Annotated in this window: 17 protein-coding genes, 1 tRNA gene and 1 riboswitch; of the genes, 12 read left to right on the forward strand and 6 right to left on the reverse strand. The window is 43.5% G+C overall.

The annotated features are described in order from the left end of the window. Window positions 1-2: 2 nt before the first annotated feature. The 3 genes from H1A14_RS04260 to H1A14_RS04270 all read left to right on the forward strand — a co-directional run bounded on the left by H1A14_RS04260 (window position 3) and on the right by H1A14_RS04270 (window position 2,738). Complete coding sequence (locus tag H1A14_RS04260; protein ID WP_194774988.1) at window positions 3-470, forward strand: RidA family protein; 468 nt, start codon at window positions 3-5, stop codon at window positions 468-470. A 3-nt stretch (window positions 471-473) separates the two neighbouring features. Further along, window positions 474-1,589, forward strand: coding sequence for a D-TA family PLP-dependent enzyme (locus H1A14_RS04265; RefSeq protein WP_194774989.1), 1,116 nt, complete (start codon window positions 474-476; stop codon window positions 1,587-1,589). A gap of 78 nt (window positions 1,590-1,667) precedes the next feature. After that, complete coding sequence (locus H1A14_RS04270) at window positions 1,668-2,738, forward strand: dipeptidase (protein ID WP_194774990.1); 1,071 nt, start codon at window positions 1,668-1,670, stop codon at window positions 2,736-2,738. Window positions 2,739-3,030: 292 nt separating this feature from the next. Here the strand turns inward: H1A14_RS04270 and H1A14_RS04275 are convergent, their stop codons facing one another. Next, window positions 3,031-4,128, reverse strand: coding sequence for a DUF922 domain-containing protein (locus H1A14_RS04275; protein ID WP_194774991.1), 1,098 nt, complete (start codon window positions 4,126-4,128; stop codon window positions 3,031-3,033). Between the two features lie 521 nt (window positions 4,129-4,649). Further along, window positions 4,650-4,721 (reverse strand) — tRNA-Arg (locus tag H1A14_RS04280). Window positions 4,722-5,010: 289 nt separating this feature from the next. Here H1A14_RS04280 and H1A14_RS04285 point away from each other — a divergent pair. The 5 genes from H1A14_RS04285 to recG all read left to right on the forward strand — a co-directional run bounded on the left by H1A14_RS04285 (window position 5,011) and on the right by recG (window position 9,573). Then, window positions 5,011-5,634, forward strand: a complete 624-nt coding sequence (locus H1A14_RS04285; protein WP_194774992.1) for a 30S ribosomal protein S16 — start codon at window positions 5,011-5,013, stop codon at window positions 5,632-5,634. 14 nt (window positions 5,635-5,648) lie between these two features. Next, window positions 5,649-6,179: a ribosome maturation factor RimM gene (gene rimM / locus H1A14_RS04290; RefSeq protein WP_194774993.1), complete on the forward strand. Its 531-nt coding sequence runs from the start codon at window positions 5,649-5,651 to the stop codon at window positions 6,177-6,179. Between the two features lie 3 nt (window positions 6,180-6,182). Then, entirely contained in the window at window positions 6,183-6,881 is a 699-nt protein-coding gene (gene trmD / locus H1A14_RS04295) for a tRNA (guanosine(37)-N1)-methyltransferase TrmD (protein WP_194774994.1), read from the forward strand. A gap of 63 nt (window positions 6,882-6,944) precedes the next feature. Then, complete coding sequence (gene rplS, locus H1A14_RS04300; protein ID WP_194774995.1) at window positions 6,945-7,307, forward strand: 50S ribosomal protein L19; 363 nt, start codon at window positions 6,945-6,947, stop codon at window positions 7,305-7,307. 172 nt (window positions 7,308-7,479) lie between these two features. After that, a complete protein-coding gene (gene recG, locus H1A14_RS04305; RefSeq protein WP_194774996.1) occupies window positions 7,480-9,573 on the forward strand; it encodes an ATP-dependent DNA helicase RecG in 2,094 nt (697 codons plus the stop codon). A 50-nt stretch (window positions 9,574-9,623) separates the two neighbouring features. On the opposite strand, the gene H1A14_RS04310 is transcribed toward recG, so the two are convergent. Beyond that, a complete protein-coding gene (locus H1A14_RS04310) occupies window positions 9,624-10,727 on the reverse strand; it encodes a Gfo/Idh/MocA family protein (RefSeq protein WP_194774997.1) in 1,104 nt (367 codons plus the stop codon). A gap of 182 nt (window positions 10,728-10,909) precedes the next feature. Here H1A14_RS04310 and H1A14_RS04315 point away from each other — a divergent pair, with 182 nt between their 5' ends. Continuing rightward, window positions 10,910-11,383: a GlcG/HbpS family heme-binding protein gene (locus H1A14_RS04315; RefSeq protein ID WP_194774998.1), complete on the forward strand. Its 474-nt coding sequence runs from the start codon at window positions 10,910-10,912 to the stop codon at window positions 11,381-11,383. Between the two features lie 132 nt (window positions 11,384-11,515). On the opposite strand, the gene solA is transcribed toward H1A14_RS04315, so the two are convergent. After that, a complete protein-coding gene (gene solA / locus H1A14_RS04320; protein WP_194774999.1) occupies window positions 11,516-12,673 on the reverse strand; it encodes an N-methyl-L-tryptophan oxidase in 1,158 nt (385 codons plus the stop codon). Between the two features lie 278 nt (window positions 12,674-12,951). Between solA and H1A14_RS04325 the strand changes: the two genes are divergently transcribed. Further along, a complete protein-coding gene (locus H1A14_RS04325) occupies window positions 12,952-16,644 on the forward strand; it encodes an MFS transporter (RefSeq protein ID WP_194775000.1) in 3,693 nt (1,230 codons plus the stop codon). A 5-nt stretch (window positions 16,645-16,649) separates the two neighbouring features. Here the strand turns inward: H1A14_RS04325 and H1A14_RS04330 are convergent, their stop codons facing one another. After that, window positions 16,650-17,531, reverse strand: coding sequence for an HAEPLYID family protein (locus H1A14_RS04330; protein WP_194775001.1), 882 nt, complete (start codon window positions 17,529-17,531; stop codon window positions 16,650-16,652). Between the two features lie 246 nt (window positions 17,532-17,777). Then, a complete protein-coding gene (locus H1A14_RS04335; protein WP_194775002.1) occupies window positions 17,778-19,667 on the reverse strand; it encodes a serine hydrolase domain-containing protein in 1,890 nt (629 codons plus the stop codon). 290 nt (window positions 19,668-19,957) lie between these two features. On the opposite strand from H1A14_RS04335, the gene H1A14_RS04340 reads away from it, so the two are divergent. After that, window positions 19,958-21,031 carry a D-2-hydroxyacid dehydrogenase gene (locus H1A14_RS04340; protein ID WP_194775003.1) on the forward strand — a complete coding sequence of 358 codons (1,074 nt, stop codon included), beginning with the start codon at window positions 19,958-19,960 and terminating at the stop codon, window positions 21,029-21,031. A gap of 9 nt (window positions 21,032-21,040) precedes the next feature. Further along, entirely contained in the window at window positions 21,041-21,415 is a 375-nt protein-coding gene (locus tag H1A14_RS04345) for a DUF2784 domain-containing protein (RefSeq protein ID WP_194775004.1), read from the forward strand. 81 nt (window positions 21,416-21,496) lie between these two features. After that, window positions 21,497-21,588: riboswitch (TPP riboswitch) on the forward strand. Window positions 21,589-21,611 lie beyond the last annotated feature (23 nt).

Raw genomic sequence — 21,611 nt, forward strand, 5'->3', positions numbered from 1 at the left:
TAATGAAATTACCCGAAGAAAATTTGGAGGCTCTGGGAATCACCCTTCCCCCTCCTCCGGCCCCAATGGGCGTTTATAAACCAAGTCTCATAGATGACAAATACCTTTATCTGTCGGGTCACGGTACGGTCAAAACTGACGGTACATTGATCATAGGTAGAATAGGTGAGGATATCAGCTTAGAAGAAGGGAAATTAGCGGCAAGACAGGTTGGCTTGGCCATGCTTTCGACCATCAAGACCAAACTGGGAAGCCTGAATAAAGTAAAGAGAGTCATCAAGGTATTAGGCATGGTCAACTGCACCACAGATTTTGAAAAGCACCCCTATGTCATCAATGGATGCAGTGAATTGTTCTCAGAAATTTGGGGTGAAGAAAACGGAGTAGGTGTGAGAAGTGCGGTGGGATTTGGTTCCCTACCAGACAACATTCCCGTAGAAATAGAAGCCCTATTTGAAATCCATTCCTAAGCCATGGAGCCCAAGGACTGGTATATCTGCCATGAGGTGGATCAAATTGACAGTCCTGCATTATTGGTGTACCAAGACAGGATAAAATCCAATATCCAAACTTTACTCCAAAAAATAAATACGCCTGAAAGGCTACGTCCTCACGTCAAGACATTTAAATGTGTGGAGGTGGTCAAATTGATGTTGGATGCCGGCATATCCCAATTCAAATGTGCCACCATCGCCGAGGCAGAGATGTTGGCAGTCGCAGGGGTCAAAGACGTGCTCTTGGCTTACCCCTTGCTAGCACCCAAAACCGAAAGATACATTAAATTGATTCGTGCTTTTCCTGAGGTGAAGTTCTCGGCTTTGGTGGATGATGAACAAGCCCTGAAAAAACTGAACGCAGCATTTGATAGTAAGGGACTTATTTTTGATGGGTACGTAGACCTTAATATCGGCACGAACCGAACAGGAGTACTTCCTGATGAAAAAACCTTAAGACTGTTTGATCAAGCTCAAAACCTCCAAGCCATTCACCTCAAAGGCCTCCATATCTACGATGGCCACATACGGGACAAAAACCTTCAAATGAGAAAGGCAGCATGTGATACTGCTTATTCTGAGGTGGAGGGTATTTTGAAAAAAATTGAGAAAAAAGGATTCCAACAACTTGAAATCATCGCAGGGGGTACACCTACTTTCCCCATTCATGCCAAAAGGCCTGGCGTAATCTGCAGTCCTGGCACTTTTCCTTATTGGGATAAGGGATATGCAGATGCACTTCCCGAACAAAAATTTCTGTTTGCGGCAGTCCTACTTACCAGGGTCGTTTCACGACCTGCCAAGGATTTGATCTGTGTGGATCTGGGTTACAAAGCAGTGGCCTCGGAAAGTCCATTGGATAAAAGGGCCTATTTTTTCAAAAACCCGGAGCTGAAAGCAGTCAGCCACAGTGAAGAACATTTGGTGTTAAAAGTTAAAAATGGTGAGGACTTTCCGGTTGGAACGGTGCTGTATGCCATTCCCTTTCACGTCTGTCCCACGGTGGCCCTGTATGAAGAGGTCCAGGTGATTGTTGAAAATCACCAAATAGGTACTTGGAAAAATCTGGGCCGAGACAGAAAAATCAACTTTTAACCATCAGCCGGCGAGAAATCTTCCCGTTTTAGTAACTTACCATCACAAGGATTCTTTAACCCAAAATAATCTCTGAATATGTTTACCATAGACGCCCATCTGGACCTCAGCATGAATGCCATGGAGTGGAACCGCAACCTGAGGCTTCCTGTAGCTGAAATCAATGATAGGGAACAGGGAATGCAAGACAAACCTGACAGGGGAAAAGCTACTGTTTCCTTACCCGAATTGAGAAGCGGAGAAATCGGTCTGGTGGTCGCCACTCAAATTGCCCGGTTTGTGGATCGGGGCAATCCTTTACCCGGCTGGCACTCTCCGGAACAGGCCTGGGCCCAAACCCAAGGTCAACTGGCTTGGTACCAGACCATGGTAGATACCGGAGAAATGGTACAGATTGACAATTTGGAAAAATTGGAAAACCATGTGACCGTTTGGAACAACGGACTCCCTGCTGAGAGCAAACCCATTGGATTTATACTTTCCCTGGAGGGCGCTGATTCCTTGGTGAACTTGGATTATTTGGAAAAATCTTATGCCCAAGGTTTAAGGGCATTGGGGCCCGCCCATTATGGGCCTGGACGGTATGCTTTTGGCACCGATTCCTCGGGACCCTTGGGAAATGCTGGCAGGGCACTTCTGAAAAAAATGCAGGAACTGAATATCATCCTGGATGCAACACATCTTTCTGATGAGAGTTTTTGGGAAGCCTTGCAACACTTTGATGGACCCATATGGGCCAGCCACAACAACTGCCGGTCATTGGTCAACCACAACCGGCAATTCAGTGACGAACAACTTTTGGCTTTGATAGAGAGAGGCGGAGTCATCGGCGGGGCTTTGGATGCCTGGATGATGGTCCCTGATTGGGTACGTGGCCAATCTACCCCTGAGAGCACAGGTTGCAACTTGGAAAAAATGATCGACCACCTGGATCACATCTGCCAGTTGGCAGGAAATGCGGATCACATCGGAATAGGATCCGATTTAGATGGTGGGTTTGGTAAGGAGCAGTGTCCCTATGATTTGGGTACCATTACAGATTTGAATAAAATCCCGGATTTATTGGAAAAAAGAGGTTACGATGCCTCTGATATTGAAAAAGTCATGCATGGGAATTGGCTTGGTTTTTTGAGGAAGGCTTGGTCATAAAAAACCCTCACCTTAGATCAGATGAGGGTTCCATGTATGTGATGAATCACCATTTATTACGGATCAATCATTCCGCTTTTTGGTTTCCTTTTTGGCTTTTTTATCAGCCCGCTTTTCTTTGAGATTTTTCTCAGGCTTTTTTTTCTCTGCCTTCTTGACTGTTTTTTCCTTTGACATGTGTTACAAATTTGATGAAAGTTAATCCTTTCTCTTGTTATTTCCTACTGGTTGTACTGGTGATTTTTGCAAAGAAAATGTGGGTTTTAAAAACGTCAATTCTTATGGTTTTTCCTCATTTTCTTTTTTGCACCAACTGTTCAATCCCTGCCCATTCTCCCTTTAGAGCTTGGTCTAGGGCAAGGTTCCAATTTTCTTGGGCATTGCGCTTCAGGCCATGCTGGGTCTGGGCATCATAGATTTCCTGCCATTGGTTCATTTCCCTATAGGCATCGAAAAAGGCCTGGTTGAGGGAACCATCATAATCCTCAGGATCCAGTTCCATGTGCTGAAGCCGGTCTCTCAATCGGTCAGCAACCACCTTTACCAGATCAAAGTGCCGTTGTTCATGATTGAGCGAGTAATCGTTCTGTCCAGAACCTCTCACCCAAGAGGAGCCGGGAAGCATGTAAACCTTAATTTCAACTGGAAGCACAATCTCTCCATCTTCCACATAGGGATTTCCTTCCATGGAAAAACTTGTGAAAATGGCCGCATTAAAGCTGCTTCGGCTACTGGGTCGATCTGTAAAATCCCCCCAGACCAACGGTCTATCTTCGGAATAAAAAACAGTATCCTTGTTTGCCCCACCGGGGTGATCCATCAGTTGCAAACGGACGCTTTTAGCGAGTCTGTTGTCAGAGGCTGACTGGGACCTGATCCATTCGTCGAAAAAAGCAATCGATTTATCCAAGGCCTGCTTCACAACCCCTTCCACCATGTCGGTTCTGTTCAGGGATCTCTGGTATTTCAGCCCTCCTTCAAAGCCAACGAGGTGAACTGGTTCAAAACTGCCCTTGACAGCATAATTGAATTTCATGGTCAGCTCTCCTGCCACTGTATTCCTTGCCCCCGTCTTTTCTGCGATGGACAATTCCTCCACTTTGATTTGGATCTGGGTGGCTTTTCCGGTGGGGTTTATGGCTTCCTGGAAATAGGTTTGCAAAGCCTGTTCCAACCCCCCTGATAGTGTAGCCTGTGCAGCAATTCCGGCGCCTGTATATACCCTACCCAATGAACCAGATTTTTTTCTGGCATCCACTACCTCCACGATTTCAAAAACGGCCTGGTCTACTTGATTCCCTGCTGCTTTGATTTGAAGCGGCACTTGTTGGGCATGTCCCGACAGCGTCCAAATGCAGGCCAATAAAGACAACAGGAGGAATTTGTTCATACAGCACATAACGCAAAAAAGCATGCCAGAATTTCATTGCCATGAATTTAGGGGTGTAGAGATATGGGAAGGTTGCCATCAATCCCTCATTTTTTTAACAGCTGGTTAAAACGCCCCTGATAAGTCTGTAGATAATTTCTTTGCGTAGCAGAATGGAGAAAGGAGGCGGCCACCATTTTTTCAACCAATTCTTTTTTGGAGAGCTTTAAAATAAAAATTACTGCAAATGGGGCACTATAAAGCACTTTTGGTTATAAAAATTTATGTATGTACGCAATGATGCCAGTAAAATGGTAATACAATTCACGCCTCCAAACTGAAATGTCCCGTACATCTCTGCCCTACAGGCGGGCCTGCCCGACAGACATGAGACTTCGGGCTTCGGACTTCCAACCCTTTTGAACAAGAATATTGGGTTACTGGCAAAGAAGCGGGTAACCATTTAAAAATTTACTCCATTTTTTAATCTTGTAAAAAAAAAGGGTGAAAAAACACCCTTAAAACACTGAATATTAACTGTGTAGCCTCGACAGGAATCGAACCTGTATCTAAAGTTTAGGAAACTTCTATTCTATCCATTGAACTACGAGGCCATTTTTATAGAAACCTTCTATTCTATCCCCGTCCGACTGGCGTCTGCCGGGCAAGCATTGAACTACGAGGCCATATTTTTATAAATACCTTCTATTCTACACCCAAAACCTGTTCGGTTTCTCATCTCTGAGATTTTTGACGCTGATTTCAGGTCGCAATTTAAACCATAATTACCCATTCACGCAAATATATTTAATGGCATTTGTTCATTTCGAATATAAAGCCTTATCTTTGCAGTCCAAAAATAGGATGGACGGGATCCATCAATTCACTAAAAATCAATACAATATGGCAGTAAAAATCAGATTAGCGCGTAGAGGCCGAAAGAGAATGGCCATCTATGACGTTGTCGTAGCTGATGCTAGAGCTCCACGGGATGGACGCTTTATCGAAAAACTGGGGACTTATAATCCCAACACTGACCCCGCGTCAATCAACATCAACAATGAGCGCGCTCTTAAATGGTTGTTGAACGGTGCACAGCCTTCCGATACGGTAAAGGCCATGCTTTCTTACCGAGGCGTATTGCTTCAGAAACACCTTCAAATCGGAGTGTTGAAAGGGGCTATCACCCAAGAAGATGCCGATGCAAAATTCGAAGCTTGGAAGACCTCCAAAGATGCTGCGATCTCCAGCAAAGTAGAGAAATTATCCAAAGCCAAGCAGGATGCTTTCAAGAAGGCCTTTGATGCGGAGACAGCTAAAAATCAAGCCCGTCTTGACGCGATCCAAGCCAAGGAAGATGAAGCCAAAGCCGCCCTTGCTGCTGAAACTGCAGAAGCGGAAGCCGAGGCGAGCGCAAGTGTTGAGGAAGCTCCTGAAGCTACCGATACAACTGCGGATGCTCCTGACGCCTCAGCTGAAGGTGAAGCTCCCGAGGCCTCGGCTGAAAGCGAAGAGAACAAAGCTTAAGATTTACCCCAACCATGAACAAAGACAGCTGTTTCCAGCTTGGCTACATTGCTAAAGTTCATGGCCTACATGGAGAAATTGTTGCAGTCCTTGATGTAGACTTTCCTGAGGAATACGAAAATTTGGAACATGTCTTCATCGAGCAAAAATCCAGGCTGGTGCCTTTCTTCTTTGAACATTTTGTCCTTCAGCCTAACAACAGGTTTTTGGCTAAATTTGAAGAATATGACACACTGGATCAAGCAAGTAGCTTGGTGGGGTCGGAATTGTACCTCCCCCTCAGCCAACTGCCCAAATTGCAGGATGACCAATATTATTTCCATGAACTCATAGGGTTTGAAGTGCAAGATGAAGCACTTGGAGCATTGGGAGAAATCAAAACCATCTACGATCTAGAAACCCAAATACTATTGGGGGTAGACTACAAAGGAAAAGAAATTTTGATTCCTACACAGGACGAAATCATTCCAAAAGTGGATAAGGCAGCAAAAAAAGTTTACTGCCGATTGCCGGAAGGCTTACTTGAAATTTATCTGGAAGACTGACGCATGCACATTGACATCATCACCGTTGTACCTGGCTTGCTGGAGGGACCTTTTTCCCACTCTATACTCAAAAGAGCGGAAGACAAGGGACTTGCGAGCATCAAGGTACACAACCTGCGGGATTATGCCACCGGCAAACAGAAGCAGGTGGATGATTACGCCTTTGGTGGTGGAGCAGGCATGGTCATGATGATAGGCCCCATAGAACGCTGCATTCAGGCCCTTTCCAAAGAAAGAGCCTACGATGAAATCATCTACATGAGCCCGGACGGAATTCCCTTTGACCAACAAATGGCCAACGGACTTTCTCTCAAGAGCAACCTGATGATCCTTTGCGGTCATTATAAAGGGGTAGATGAACGGGTAAGACAGAAATGGATCACCAAAGAAATCAGTATTGGGGATTTTGTCTTATCTGGCGGTGAACTGGCAGCTGCTGTGGTAGCTGATGCGGTTATCAGGTTGATTCCGGGAGTGCTCAATGATGAGACCTCGGCACTGACCGACTCCTTCCAAGACGGATTGCTGGCACCTCCAGTTTACACCCGCCCCGCCAATTATGAGGGCATGGAGGTACCTGAAGTATTGCTTTCTGGACATCAAGCCAAAATAGATCAATGGCGGTTTGAAGCATCGGTTCGTCGGACCAAAGAAAGAAGACCTGACCTTTTGAAGGACAAGGATTCCGGATCCGCCGATTGAAATTAACCTGGAGAAATTATTCGAACAACAAACCGCGCAGCGGTAACAAAAAAATATAAAGCTATGAGCGAACTACTTAAATTTTTAGAAGCGGAGTCCAACGAGGCTAGGTCCAAGTTCCCTTCATTCAAAGCGGGTGATACGATCAACGTACACGTGAAGATTACAGAAGGTAACAAGGAGCGTATTCAGCAATTCCAAGGCACCGTCATCCAAAGGAAAAACCCAAATTCTAACGGTGAAACCTTCACTGTGAGGAAAATTTCCAATGGTATCGGCGTAGAAAGAATTTTTCCACTTTTGTCCCCAAGCATCGAGAAAATCGAATTGATCAGAGAAGGCAAAGTGAGAAGAGCCAGACTTTACTACCTCAGAGGACGTCAAGGTAAGGCAGCCAAAATCAAAGAAAAACGTTCTTTCAAATAAGAACCAGCACTTTATACCGAAAGGGATGCGCATTGCATCCCTTTTTTTTGCTCTGATTTTTTTCCCCTCATCAAACCAACCTTATGTGTTTTTGGGCCAAAATCAAATCCCAAACTTTTAGCAAATACCACGCTTACTTTATAATTTGGAAGCCTAATCCAATACCATTCCATTGTCCGGTTTTTTTGATACCAAAATAGAATTTCTACGCGGGGTTGGTCCCCAAAAAGGAGCCCTGATCAACAAAGAGCTCAACATTTTTACCTTTGGGGAAATGATTCAGCACTACCCTTTCCGCTATGAGGACCGAAGTAGGTTTTTTAAAGTCAAGGAATTGAGGGAGGATCTCGAACACGTGCAGGTGATTGCCAAGATCAGGCACATTGAAACCATCGGTATGGGCAGGAAAAAAAGGCTTGTCGCCCATGTGACAGATGAAACCGGGGAGATGGAGCTCACTTGGTTTAAGGGCATACAGTGGGTGGTAAAAAAGCTGGTCATTGGTACCCCTTATGTCATTTTTGGCAAACCAAATCGCTTTGGAAGAAAATTCTCTATCGCCCACCCGGAGATGGAACCACTAACCACTGCCAAAGAGGAAAAAAGCTTTTTTCAACCCATTTATCCGACCACAGACAAACTGAGGGCCCGCTTCCTGGATGCCAAGGGCATTTCGAAAATCATGGAAGGCCTGCTTCAGCTGGCTTATCCGAATATTCAGGAGACCTTACCGGAAGACATTCTGCTCCGATTCAACCTCATAACCAAAAAGGAGGCCCTGAAACAGATCCATTTTCCAGACCAACTCGAAATACTTCAGAAAGCAAGGTTCAGGCTTAAGTTTGAAGAGTTCTTTTTTGTGCAGCTGAGGTTGTTGATGATGAAGCTGACCCGGACAGAAAAGTCCCTTGGGCAGGTTCTCAACCAAACTGAACTGCTGACCAGATTTTATCGGGATCACATTCCTTTTGAATTGACCGAAGCGCAAAAGAGAGTGGTAAGAGAGGCATATGGAGACATGAAATCAGGCAAGCAAATGAACCGCTTGCTCCAAGGAGATGTAGGAAGTGGCAAAACCATGGTGGCTTTTATCTGCATGCTGATAGCCATCAGTTCGGGAACCCAAACCTGCCTGATGGCCCCCACCGAAATACTGGCCAACCAGCACTTTGAAGGCTTAAAGACCTACGCGGATAAAATGAGTCTGCCCATCGCCCTACTGACTGGCTCTACCAAAAAGTCAACCAGAAAAATCATCCACCAAATGTTGCTTTCAGGTGACCTGAAGATCTTGATCGGCACCCATGCCCTACTGGAAGATGTGGTTCAATTTAAAAACCTGGGGATGGCCATCATGGATGAACAACACCGCTTTGGAGTGGCACAAAGAGCCAAACTTTGGGCGAAAAACACAACATACCTTCCGCATATTCTGGTAATGACTGCCACACCCATTCCAAGAACCTTGGCCATGACCCTTTACGGTGATTTGGATATTTCAGTCATTGATGAGTTACCTGCGGGGAGGAAGCCCATTCAGACTGTCCACCGGTATGACAAAGACCGCCTGAAAGTTTTTGGATTTATCCGTAAGCAAATCGGATTAGGAAGGCAGGTATACATTGTCTATCCCCTGATCGAAGAATCAGAGAAAATGGATCTGAAAAACCTGATGGATGGCTACGAAAGCATTTGCCGGGCTTTTTCTGAATTCCCCATCAGCATCGTACATGGAAACATGAAGGCGGCGGATAAAGACTTTGAAATGCAGCGGTTTGTAAAGGGAGAAACCAAAATCATGGTGGCAACCACCGTCATAGAAGTGGGAGTCAATGTACCCAATGCCAGTGTGATGATTGTGGAAAATGCGGAACGTTTCGGTCTCTCTCAGCTTCATCAACTGAGAGGGCGAGTAGGAAGAGGAGCTGACCAATCGTATTGTATATTGATGACTAAGTATGAACTGTCCAAAGACAGCCGTGTGAGGATAGAAACAATGGTTCGAACCAACGATGGATTTGAAATAGCAGATGTGGATTTGAAATTGCGAGGGCCAGGGGATTTGATGGGCACACAACAATCCGGCATAGCTGATTTATTGATCGCTGACCTGAGTAAGGATGCCCCCATTTTGACTGTAGCAAGAGATGCGGTACAAAATCTCCTTAAAGAAGACCCAGACCTGATCCAACCCCAGAACAGCATGATTTTGAGGCAAATTAGAACCCAAAAGAAACATGCGATCAATTGGAGTAGAATATCCTGATTCCTCCAGTCAGGTTGAATAGGATTACAAGGAAAAATTCCTCCCAAATTTTATATTTCTACCCGCTGACCCGTCTCAGCGGATTCTAAAATGGCTTCAACGATCCGAATGTCTCTAAGCCCTTCCTCACCTGGAACAGGCATAGGATGATTGTTCATGATGGCTTTGGCATCCATGTCCATTTGGTTGGCTTGTTGCCAAGGAATTTCATAGGGATGGTTGATTTCACCGAGAGGACTTTTTCCTTTGATGCCTGCATAGGCGGAAAACGGTGCCATTTCGATTTTTCCTTCCTCACAATTGACCGTAAGGAAGTTTATGTTTTCAGCAAATGAAGTTTTGATGTCCGCCATGACTCCTCCCGGAAATTCAAGCTTTGCCTCTACTACTTCAGCAAGCCCATCTTTATAAATCTCAGGTCTTTCTGCCCAGGTTTTGGCTGACACTACTGCAATGGGTTCCATTCCGGCCCCTAACCTTGCTCCTTGGATGGAATAAACCCCCATGTCATAGATGACACCGCCACCCATCTCCTTTTTTTGTTTCCAATGATCTGTCCTACTTTCCCTGTATCCAGCAGCACAATCCACTCCCAACACTTTCCCCAACTTCTGATCCTTAACGATTTTTCGGTATTCTTTGGTATTTGGTTCATGCTGACATCTGTAACCAATAGACAGCGTTACATTGTTGGCCTTGCAGGCATCAATCATTTCCTGGCATTCTTTTGAGGTCACTGCCATGGGTTTTTCACACCAGACATGTTTACCTGTTTTGGCTGCCCTGATGACATATTCCTTGTGCATAGATGGCGGCAATACGATATAGATCACATCGATTTCCGGGTTATCAGCTATTTTGTCAAAGGTTTCATAATTATAAATATTGCCTTCGGGAATTTTGTATTTGATCTTCCATTCATCCGCTTTTGAAGGTGTACCTGTTACGATACCTGCCAAAAAACAATTTTCTGTCTGTTGCAATGCAGGGGCAAGAAGGTCTTTACTGTAATATCCCAATCCAACCAAAGCCACTCCCAATTTATCTTTTTTTGGAGTCGAGGCACAGGAGACCAAAGTATGCGGGGTTAACAAGGCCAATCCACTGCCTAAAGCGATGGTTTTGAGTGCTTTTCTTCTAGGGTTTTGAGACATAATAAATTAATTAAAGGTGAAAATTCGTCTACTGAATAAAAAGGATTCATTCAGATGGCCTTAAATGGATGAATGTATAATTTAAGAATTTTGAACCTTAGAATCAAAGTTTTCTTTTACCGAATAAGGTTTTATCTTAGATGAACGGAACATTTATCCATCAAACCCAAACCCTATCAATCATGACCAACAGCAAAACAAGTTTGATCATTGCCTTGACACTGTTCATTGCTTTTCCATTTATGGCTTATTCACAAGGAAGTACCCAGCCTTACCTGAACCTGGAAGATGCCTTGCGGATTTCAGATGCTGCTGAAACCCGGGCCAAGGAAGACAACTGGAATGTGGTGATCGCCATCATGGATGCAGGTGGTCACCTGATCTCTTTAAAAAGAATGGATGGAACCCAGATAGGTTCTGTAGAGATTGCTCAGGCTAAAGCCAAAACCGCCGTTTATTTAAAACGCCCCACCAAAGTATTTGAGGACATGATAAAACAAGGGAATCACCACCTCACTACGCTTCCCAATGTCACCGCTGTAGAAGGTGGGCTTCCTATTTTCAAAGATGGCACCATCGTGGGTTCCATAGGTATATCCGGAGTCACTTCAGCCCAGGACGGTATGATCGCAGAAGCAGCATTAAAAGCCCTGTAGTGGGTGAAAGCCAGAAAATTTTAAGATTTCACAATTGAATTGTGCTCAATTTGAATTGCCCCCCTTGAATCGGATGCTGCAATAAAATTGAAGCTTGAATCTTCCCTGTTGCCTAAAAAATCCGGGTTCTTTTCAAGCATTCCACAAAAAAGGAGCAAGATCAATGTCTGGACTTTGGTCTAACAGTTTTTTTGCCAAAGCCTCTCCCAATCCGGCAGAATGCTTGAATCCATGCCCACTGCAGGCAGAGGCCATGATGACTTCAGGAAAATCCTCCAACTGATCCACCACAAAATTGGCGTCATCCGTTAGGGTATAAAGGCATACCTGAGACCGTTCTACGCCAGGTTTGAGAAAATTCAACCGTTCGGCCAGTTTTTCTTTGACAAAAGCCTTTTGATCATCTATTGTAATTTCTCTTAAAAGGGTATCCGGATGCCTGCTTTCAACAAAGGATTCTGTGGCAACTTTGATGCTACTGCCATCCAAAGAGGGAAAACCATAGATAAAGTCTTCAGCTCTTGGGCCATATCCCCACATAAAAACGGGGCACTTTCCCAGTTGATAAGCTCCTTCTTTGATAGGCAGCCAATGCAGCATTTGCCGCGAAACCTTAAAATGACTTCGTCTTTCAGGCGTAAGAAAATCCTTGAGCCAAGCCCCGGCAGATAACAATACCCTACCCGCTTCAAAATCACCTACTGAGGTTTTGATTTGAACACCCCCTCCAGGTAAGGGCTCAAATTGATACACTTTGGTATGGGTCCTAATCACTGCTTTGTTCTTTTCGGCAAGATCAAGTTGTGTCCTCACTGCCAGTTCAGGCCTTAGCAGACCTGCCGATGGTTCATAATAAACCTTGCCCTCTGCACCGATATTGAATTCCGGAAATATTTCCGACAGATGCCTAGCTTCCAAAACCTCATGTGCAATGCCCTCCTCTCTGGCAATCCTCAAGGTCCTTTCAAAGAATCCTTCCGATCCATGTTTAGACCAGCTTTTGGTAGCAGAATCCAAAAGCAGGCCTCCGGTCGTGGTCATGATGTTTTTACCGGTCAGCTTTTCGAGGTGTCTCCAGATCTCATGGGAGCGCTTGACCAAAGGAACGAATTGTTTTCCCTCCCCTACTGCCAACCTGGTGATGCGGGATTCTCCGTGGGTGGAACCCAAAGTATGCGGAGGAGCATATTGATCCAAGCCTAGGACCCTTTTCCCCGATTGACTCAAATGCCATAGCGCAGATGAACCCAGAGCCCCCAAGCCTATTACTGCCAGATCAAATACTTTCATTTTTTAAGAGATAGATTGGATTTCAGATCTCGATGCACGCTAAGGCCTTCCATTTTTCGGGAATTTAAGCCTTTTGGATTGACTGATCATTTTTTTTACCTGAAATAAATGGAAATCCAGAACAAAAAACCTAAATCAATCAATTTTGCTTTTGGGGACTCCCCTTAGCTGTTATATACAAATTCGAGGTTTGTAGTTGGTAAAATAAACCATATCTATTTGTATATCAATAGGTTTCAGTTAAATTAGTAGTTGTATTTCCACCAAAACCTCCTGCTATGCGCCTCCGGAATTTTAGGTTGTGGATCATATTGTTTGGACTGATCATGGTCATCGGTGCGGTTCTGTACCAACAATCCCAAACCAATCGAGAGCAACTGGAAAGCCAGGCGGTAAAAGGAATGGAAATCACCCGAAAGAATGTGCTGAATGCCTATAATGCATACCACGAGGAACTGGAATCATACATACAAAGGAATTATTTCAGCTACAGTGAATTAGAATCAAACCGAAAAAGGATAGCTATATCCTTGAATGAGGCATTTGGGGGAAATGTTCCCATTATTGATTCAAGCCTTTTTATCGGAAAAAACCTTTTGGGTACTTTTCCTCCGGCAGTCCAACTGAATTCCACTATTCCTCCAATTAGTCTGATAGACATCAATCATCCTTTGAGCTGGAACCCAAGGCAGGAAAGCCCTAATTCGGTCCTTAGTTCTGATTTTTATAAAAAAGTACTCCGCCAACCCAAAACAATTGGTTTATCCTCCGACGATAGGGACAATCAATGGCTTATCCACTCTAGGATTCCTTTGGATAAATTGATGAAAAAAGACCGAACCAATAAGTTCTTTGATGCCATCGTCTTGACAGATGAGCAAGGTATGGCCATATTTCCTGATTCATTGGCATTTATTCAGTTGATGGATTTTCAGAAAATCCTTAAAGACGATACCGTAGCTCACCATCAAGCCGGAATTAAATTGACAAACTTAGAAATATCCAATATTATTTATAAGGTTTTTTATACCCCTTTGGAGTTTCACGGACAACGGCTCTATTTATTAGGTTTGAAAGAAAGCAGGCAGTTTGATAAAGCAGGGTTAAAAATCAATTTCACTTTGCTCAGCACATTGGTATTTGCCCTTATCATGCTGTTCTGTACGGTTCCCATTATCAGTACATTGACATTGGAAAGAGGGGATGTGCTCAACCAAAACAAAGTATTCGGCGTCGGCCTTTCTCTTATGTTACTGATGATCATCTTAGGATTTGGCGCCTCATTTCAGTTTCACCTCGAAAATTCCGTAAAGAATGAAAAATCTCACTTTGAAACCCTACCCAGATACTTCAGGGAAAGTTATCAAACTTTGGAATCAAAATTAGACCATCCCAAAAATGTGCCTTTGAATGATTCCGTAAGGGATCATAAACCCATCAACGAAATACTAAGAATCCAATCAGGGAAAATTCAAAAGCTACATATAAAAAATATGGAGGCCTTGGATTTTGGCGATGAAGATTCTTTTATTGATATATCCAATCGGGAATATGTGGCTTATTTTAACCAAGGCAACAAACTGTTATTTATGGGGTCTCACTATTCCAGGGGTTCTGGACTGCTGGAATCAGTGATCAGCAGAATGAAGACCGATTCAGTATTATCCATTGAGGCCATTACCTTCAGCCTGGAAAAAAAAGAAAATAACTTTCAAAAAGACCGGTTTTTGGTAGTCAAACAAGATGGGAAAGTGCTCTTTAAAAGCCAAAAAATAGCCACTCCACTGGATCAGATCCATGATGCATTGACACCTCAAAAATGGATGGAGATCCAAAGTTTGATGGATGAAAATAAAGATCATGGAGATTTTGGAAGATTTTGGGAAATCCCGCTCTACCTAAATGGACATCAATACGTGGGCATTCTCCAATTGATGGACAATCAGAGATATGATCAAGCGGTTTGGATCATTTATCTGATCAACAAAAATTTAAACCATGTACGCTCCTCTTTGATTTCGGCGGAAGCGGTGAGCTTAATCCTGGTGTATGTGATACTCCTTATGATCATTACCTTGATTACCAAGCTTTCTTTTCCTCCTTCCGAGATCAAACAGTTTAATTTTTTTACTTATGATTGGCTTTATCCCTCTGCGCACAAACGGCCCCAGTATTTCCTTTTGATGGTGCTCTTTGTAGGCTTTATTCTGATTTTTTTGCTGGGCCTTCACAGCAAGCAAACCAATATGCTTACTGTTTTATTTTTAGCGGGGTTGATCACTACACAGTCTTCCATCAGTCTTTACCTTTTGGTAGGGCCTCATGCGGCTATTCCAGGGATCAGTAGAGACAAAGGTTACTTGATAGGGATGGGGTTGCTTTGGCTTAGTTTGTTTATTGGAATCCTTTACCTAGGCACTTTTTCATTCCCATCCTTGGTTCTTGCAGGCCTTTTGGCTGGGATCATTTTTTTAAAAATAAAAGGAAATACAGATATTTTCAGTTCGATCTTTAAAAAACAACCTAGGCCATCATTCAATACCTTTGTGGGATTTTTAAGCCTTTGGACGCTTTTGATTGGTTTTTTACCCGGTTATGCTTTTCATGCCAAGGTCCATGACTTTGAGCTAAAGATCTGGCAAAATGAAGCACCAATACCCAGCGCAATGGACATAACCTGGATCAACCAATATGAAAAATTCCGACGGGGTCTTTTTGGCTTTGTTGGGGATCTCAATGAAACGGAAATCATTCAGTTCATTTCTCCGGATCGGGATTTGGTGTATCAGGCTTTCGGCAAAGTTGAAAAAAATGCTGAATCCAACAGGGATGTTTCCTTGTCAAGGAAAGGCCAAGAATTCCGTAGAAACTTCGCAAATACCCTTCCATTTTACCTTCTCTTGGCCCTTTTGCTGGCAGCCATGTGGTTCTTAGTCAAAGTTTTGGTCAAAAAAATCTACCTCAGAGATTTCTATTTTGACAAGCATGTGGGTCATTCATTTGAATGGGACCGAGTCAACCCATTTACTCAGGTTTTTTTGTGCGGATTGGATAGTCTTCAAAATAGGAACTGGGTGATTCGTAACTTCAAACTGAATGGCTTAGAGGATTTAATTGTAGATAACTTGCAGGAAAAAACATTGCTTGATCATACAGATTCGGACTTTACCGGAAAAAAAGGTTGGCTTATAGAAAATCTCCATTGCCATTCAGGTCCGAAAAGTTTGATGGACCTGCTTGTCCAATGCATGGCAGTGGCACAAAAACACCAGATTCCACTCATTCTAAGCTCAGGAAAATCATGGAAGGAGTTATTGAAAAGCCTGGAGAATGAAACAGAAAGGATGCGGTTTTCGGAATTGTTCAGCCCATTTTTTATGGACTTTGTACCCTTGGATTTCAGCATCCGAAACAAAAGCGAATCACTGGACCGAGAGATGGAATTTGGTTACAACCAATCCCTACTGACCAATAAACTCACCGATGTTACAGACGAGGAAAATGTGCTCTTATTGATTCAGCGGTATAACAAAGCTTATTATGCCAACATTTGGTCTGAGTTAAATTTTCAGGAAAAAAAGGTCTGTTATTACTTCAGTAAAGAAGGTTTTTTCAATTATGCCCATTGGGATACTATAACAGAATTGGTACAAAAAGGCATCCTGTACCATGATGAGGTGAGAGATAGACTATTCCTATTTAACCGAACCTTCAAACATTTCCTATTGACCCACATCACTGACCTTGAAATAGCGGCATTTGTTGAAGATGAAAAAAACAATGGAAATGCACATACCATCCAAGTGGCAGCAGTTAGTTTCGTGTTGATTTTGGTCGCCTTGATCGGTTATTTTGACCGGAATTTCCTGAATGAAGCTTACGCCTATCTAAGTGGTTTTCTTGGCCTTTTGGGCACCGTTTATTCCATGATCAGCAAGGGAATCCCTTCATTGAGTTTTCGAAAAAAATAAGCGAATCAATGCATTGCCTTAAACCCAGGTTCATAGATGATGCGCACGAAAGAGCTAAGGCCAGAAATCTCAGTATTCACGGGGATGCCTGTCACAATGCCCACCATCAGATTTTCTGCCAAAGCCACCCTCATCTGTGGTCTGAATACGGTGAGCAGTTTGCCTGATACCACTTCCTTATTGACCTCCAGTCCTATGAAATTCCGGGTACCTGAAATCATGTAATGCAAATTGGTGTTGATTTCAAAAACCGTCTCTACGCCTGTCTGACCAAATTCACTGATCAGCCTAGGACCTGTATAAATCAGGGTATGATAATTCCTTCCCCACCTTTTTGCTGCAATGAAGAAGGGGTTGTAAACATTCCCTTTGAAGAAACGTTCAGTACGGATTTTGTCTAGGTCTGTCAATTCAAATTCGTGGATATAGCCAATAGCCAATGAGGTACTGTGTTTTTCAGAAACCAAAAAAGACCATTGAGTAGCCAACTTTAGACTTTCCAGACGATTGGAAGGGCGGACACCATCACCACCGGAATTGACCGGTCCGTAAAAAGTGAAGGGTAATTCCACCTCGAAACCAAGTCGATCTATCGGTGCCCATTCATATTCCAACAAGGCTTCAAATTCATCAAAATCTCTGTCGGCCTTCATGCCCACACCAAGGTTCCATTCCTTCTCCCCTTTTCTGGCTCCAAGGTCGCGGATCAGGTCAATATAGAGCGGTTCTGCATGAAGTACTTTCGGTTTTTCGCCCTTTTTATTTTCTATCTCCCCAATAAAAATACTGTCAAGGTAGATATTATCTGTCTTCGTACTATCTTTCTCTGTTTGAGCCCAGCTTAAAAAGGGTAAAAATAGCAAAGAATAGAAAATCCACTTTTTCATGATGGTAATTGAATTATGCGCAAATATATCCAAGTCAATTTTATCAAGTCATGAAAAACTTGATTTTTTTCAGGCATATACGCATTGATGTTAGTAAAGTGGTAATTCATTAGAGCCACCTTTGCAAATCTGACCAACTTGCCAGATAATATCTCTTTTCGGATTTGACAGGGCAGAACAGGCTGAGGCCACAAGCTGCCCTTTTAGGCCTAAGGTATGTAGGGCAACCCCAGTATTGATTTATGATCAATATTGCCATCCCAAAAAATTCCAGAAATACAACTGCCAAATGGCGGCGAAACTGATTAAAGTGAGGAGAAGAAAAAAAGCCTTACTCAAAGCAGTATAATCACGGTCTCCCAAATACCTGATGGTGAAGAAAAGCATCAAAAAGGTAAAGACCACCATAAAAATCGGCAAAAACAGGAGCAGCTTCAAACTGATTGGAATACCATAAACCAATTCGAAGGGATCAGAAAGTATTAATCCAATACCTACCAAAAAAACCAAATAACAGGCATAATTCAGCCAGGCTACCCATTTTCCTACCACAGGTATCAGCTTTTTATGGGAATGGAGAGATTGATGGTTCCGGCGAATCCTAGCTGCCAAAGGCCAATATACAAGTACCAAAATAGCTGTGAGCAAAGCCATAACCAAGATGCTGATATGAATTTGAGACAATTCGATCAAGCTTACTTTTTCCAAGGCATAGATGGATAAGATGCCATCAAAAAGATAATGGATTTCTCCTTGCTCATTTTCACCAAAGGCAATGCGGTTGTTGTTGTGGATTTCCCGGAAAGTATGGTTGGCAAGAGGGACATAGTATTTGCTGTCTCCAGGTTGGTGAACGGCAATTTTTCCGTCTTCCTCCACGGTAACTTGTACCCTACTCATGAGAGATACGATTTTGGTCAGGTCATTATAATTGTACCTATTGACTTTGTATTCCCCAGCAAACTTCTGCAAGCCATCCCGATTGACTTCCACAGGAGGTGCCAAAGGCCTAGGGTCAGGAAAATACCGATCCATAATTGCCTCCATGACTTTTATATACCCATTCATCACATTACCCGTGTTGAAACTGATAAATAAACCGAAGTCATGTTCGGGCACCAAGGCCATTAAGGAGTGAAACCAGAAAGTATCTCCACCATGGCCATAAACCATGGTTCCTTTTTGGCTCAAATCCATAAAACCATATAAAAGGGGATTTACCTCGGGGTGGTGATGGTGCAAGGGCTGCAGCATGCTTATAAAAGTGGCGGAATCCAGCAAAGTATAGCCCTCAAAATGACCTTGTTGAAGGTAGGCCAACATCAATAAGGCCATATCGGAGGACGTAGATGTTGCAGCACCCACGGGATAGAGCGGTACCAATTCAAAATCTTTTTCCTCAAATCTCTTGTTGAAAACATAGCCTTTTGACATGTGCTCCTGCATGTTTTCGGGAAGGGGTTGGCGCATGGTCGTGGCGTTCATCCCCAAAGGATCTAGGATATTTTGCTGGGTGTAATCATGGAAAGACATTCCTGATACCTTTTCCACAATATAGGCTGCAATACCTGATCCATGGTTGGAATAGGAGGCTTGTGAATAAGGGGGGCGCACCCTTTCGGGCATCTCCTTTTTCAATATTTCCCCTAAAGGCAACAGCTTGGACTCATCATTGACAAAAAGCTCCAACACATGGTCTTCAAAACCCGGGGTATGCGACAGCAGGTTTTTCAAGGTGATGGGCTGGCCAAACTTTTCAGGAACTTCGAAGTCATCCAAATAAACATTGATATCCGCATCCAGATCCAATTTTCCCTGACTGTGAAGTTGCATGACCGCTGTCCATACAAAAAGCTTGGTAATGGAACCAATCCGAAACAGGGTCCTCTCAGGTTCAACAGGCTTTTGTAGTTCCACATCTGATACGCCATAGCCTTTCAGTAACAATAGCCGGCCATCTTTGACAATTGAAACAGTGGCACCGGCTACCTTTCGCTCATCAAGCATGTTATGCATCAGGCCATCCATAAAGGCCTCCATATCCAGTGAGTCAATTTGGGCGTTGGACTGAGCAAGGCTCCCAAAAGAAAGGGTCACCAGCCACAAAAAACTTACATGGAAAAAGAGGTGTTTCATCAGATTGAAAATGGAATAGGGAATTTAGGAAAATAAGACATGAAAAATTTGATTTTTTGTTAAATTTTAGTGCAATTCAATCATCCACAGCTTTCCAAATAGACCAAAGGTTGTGGTTATTGAAGCAATTCCTTTGCTCAATGTGCCTAAGCAATAGCAGGCCCACTTTTTTTTTGTATCTTGTATTGCTCAGCCAGACAACGGACTTGTCCTTCAGATGGACATCTTTATCCTTTCTAATCCTAACTTTCCCTACCATGGTCTCCCTATCTCAGTCCCGTAGAACTTTTATGAAAAAAGCAACCCAGAATGGCTTATTGCTCGGAAGTGCGGCTGTAATTTCCCCCAATATCCTGCAAGGGGCAACGCATTCAAATTCCGAGATTGAAACCAAAAGACTGCCCCTGCGCATCTGGCTGGCTTCAGGTCTAAGCAAAGAGCTGGAACAAAAACTGAAGGCCATTTCCCCGGAAATTACCCTCTTTCACAATGAAACCAATTCCTCCAATGCAGATTTTCTTTCTGAAATTGATGTCTGTTTCGGAAGGATCAGTGAATCGGAACTCGCTAAAGCAAAAAATCTGAAATGGGTACATAGCTCTTCCGCAGGTGTTGAGAAACAACTTTTTCCTGCGATGTTAAAGAGGCAAGAAATCCAAATGTCCAATGCCAAAGGCTGTTACGGCCCGGCCATTGCCGAACATACCTTTGGCTTGCTCTTTGCCCTCACAAGAGGCATCAAAGAACAGGCTCTGAACATGCCCAAACAGGAATGGAAAGGGGTGTCTAATCAAATCGAAATGCGAAACCTGACCATGGGAATCATAGGTTTTGGGGGCATAGGTCGGGAAATTGCCCGAAGAGCCAAAGCGATGGACCTTCGGGTACTGGCTGCTGACATACGGCCAATGACGCAAGAGACCACTGGAAATCTCGTGGATGAGTTGCATGATGTCTCTTTTGGAGGCCTGGAAAAAGTGCTTGAAAAATCGAACATAATAGTATCAGCCGTACCACATACCAAACAAACAGAAGACATGTTTGACATGGCCGCCTTTCAGAAAATGCCCAAAAACTCCTATTTTATCAACATTTCAAGAGGAAAGGTAGCCAAAACCACGGATTTGATGAAGGCTTTGGAAAGTGGCCATCTTGCCGGTGCAGGTCTTGATGTCACTGACCCTGAACCCTTGCCCAAAGACCATGCACTTTGGGATTTTCCGAATGTGATCATCACTTCTCATATTTCAGGACGATCACAATATTCCAGTTTGCGCAGCCAGGAAGTTTTCGTGGAAAACGTCAACCGATATGTGGCAGGTTTGCCTCTGATCAATGCTGTAGACAAGGAGGCAGGATTCTAAAAGTGGCCTATGTCAGAAACATTTTTAAATATTGCTGATATCTTTTTTGTGGTTTTTCACAGTGTACTGGTTCTGTTTAATCTCTTTGCCTGGATATGGCGACCCTTACGCAAATGGCACCTTTGGACCATTGGCCTTACATTGGGTTCCTGGGTTGTTTTAGGCTATTGGTACGGGTGGGGCTATTGTCCCCTGACCGACTGGCATTGGGACATCCTCAGGGAAAAAGGCGTAAAAAATCTTCCCAACTCTTACATCAGTTACCTGCTTCAGAGGCTCTTGGGTTTGCACCTTCCCGATCAGACTGTCGATATCCTTACGGTAGGCACTACACTGACTGCACTAGTGGCTTCTATTTGGATAAATTTTTGGAGAAAAAATTGAAATATTTCATCATTTCTATGCGCTTGAATTTCGAAATTCTTTGGCCTTCCAAATTTTAAATCTTACCTTCGTTTGGAATAACATTTACTTTAGGGGTGCCCAAAAGGCTGAGATCATACCCTTCAAAACCTGATGCGGATAATGCCGACGAAGGGAAAAGCCCGCCCAACTTTCCCCTTTTCTTGGCAATCAGCCC

The sequence above is a fragment of the Pararhodonellum marinum genome (assembly GCF_015354735.1).
In the GTDB taxonomy this organism is placed as follows: domain Bacteria; phylum Bacteroidota; class Bacteroidia; order Cytophagales; family Cyclobacteriaceae; genus Pararhodonellum; species Pararhodonellum marinum.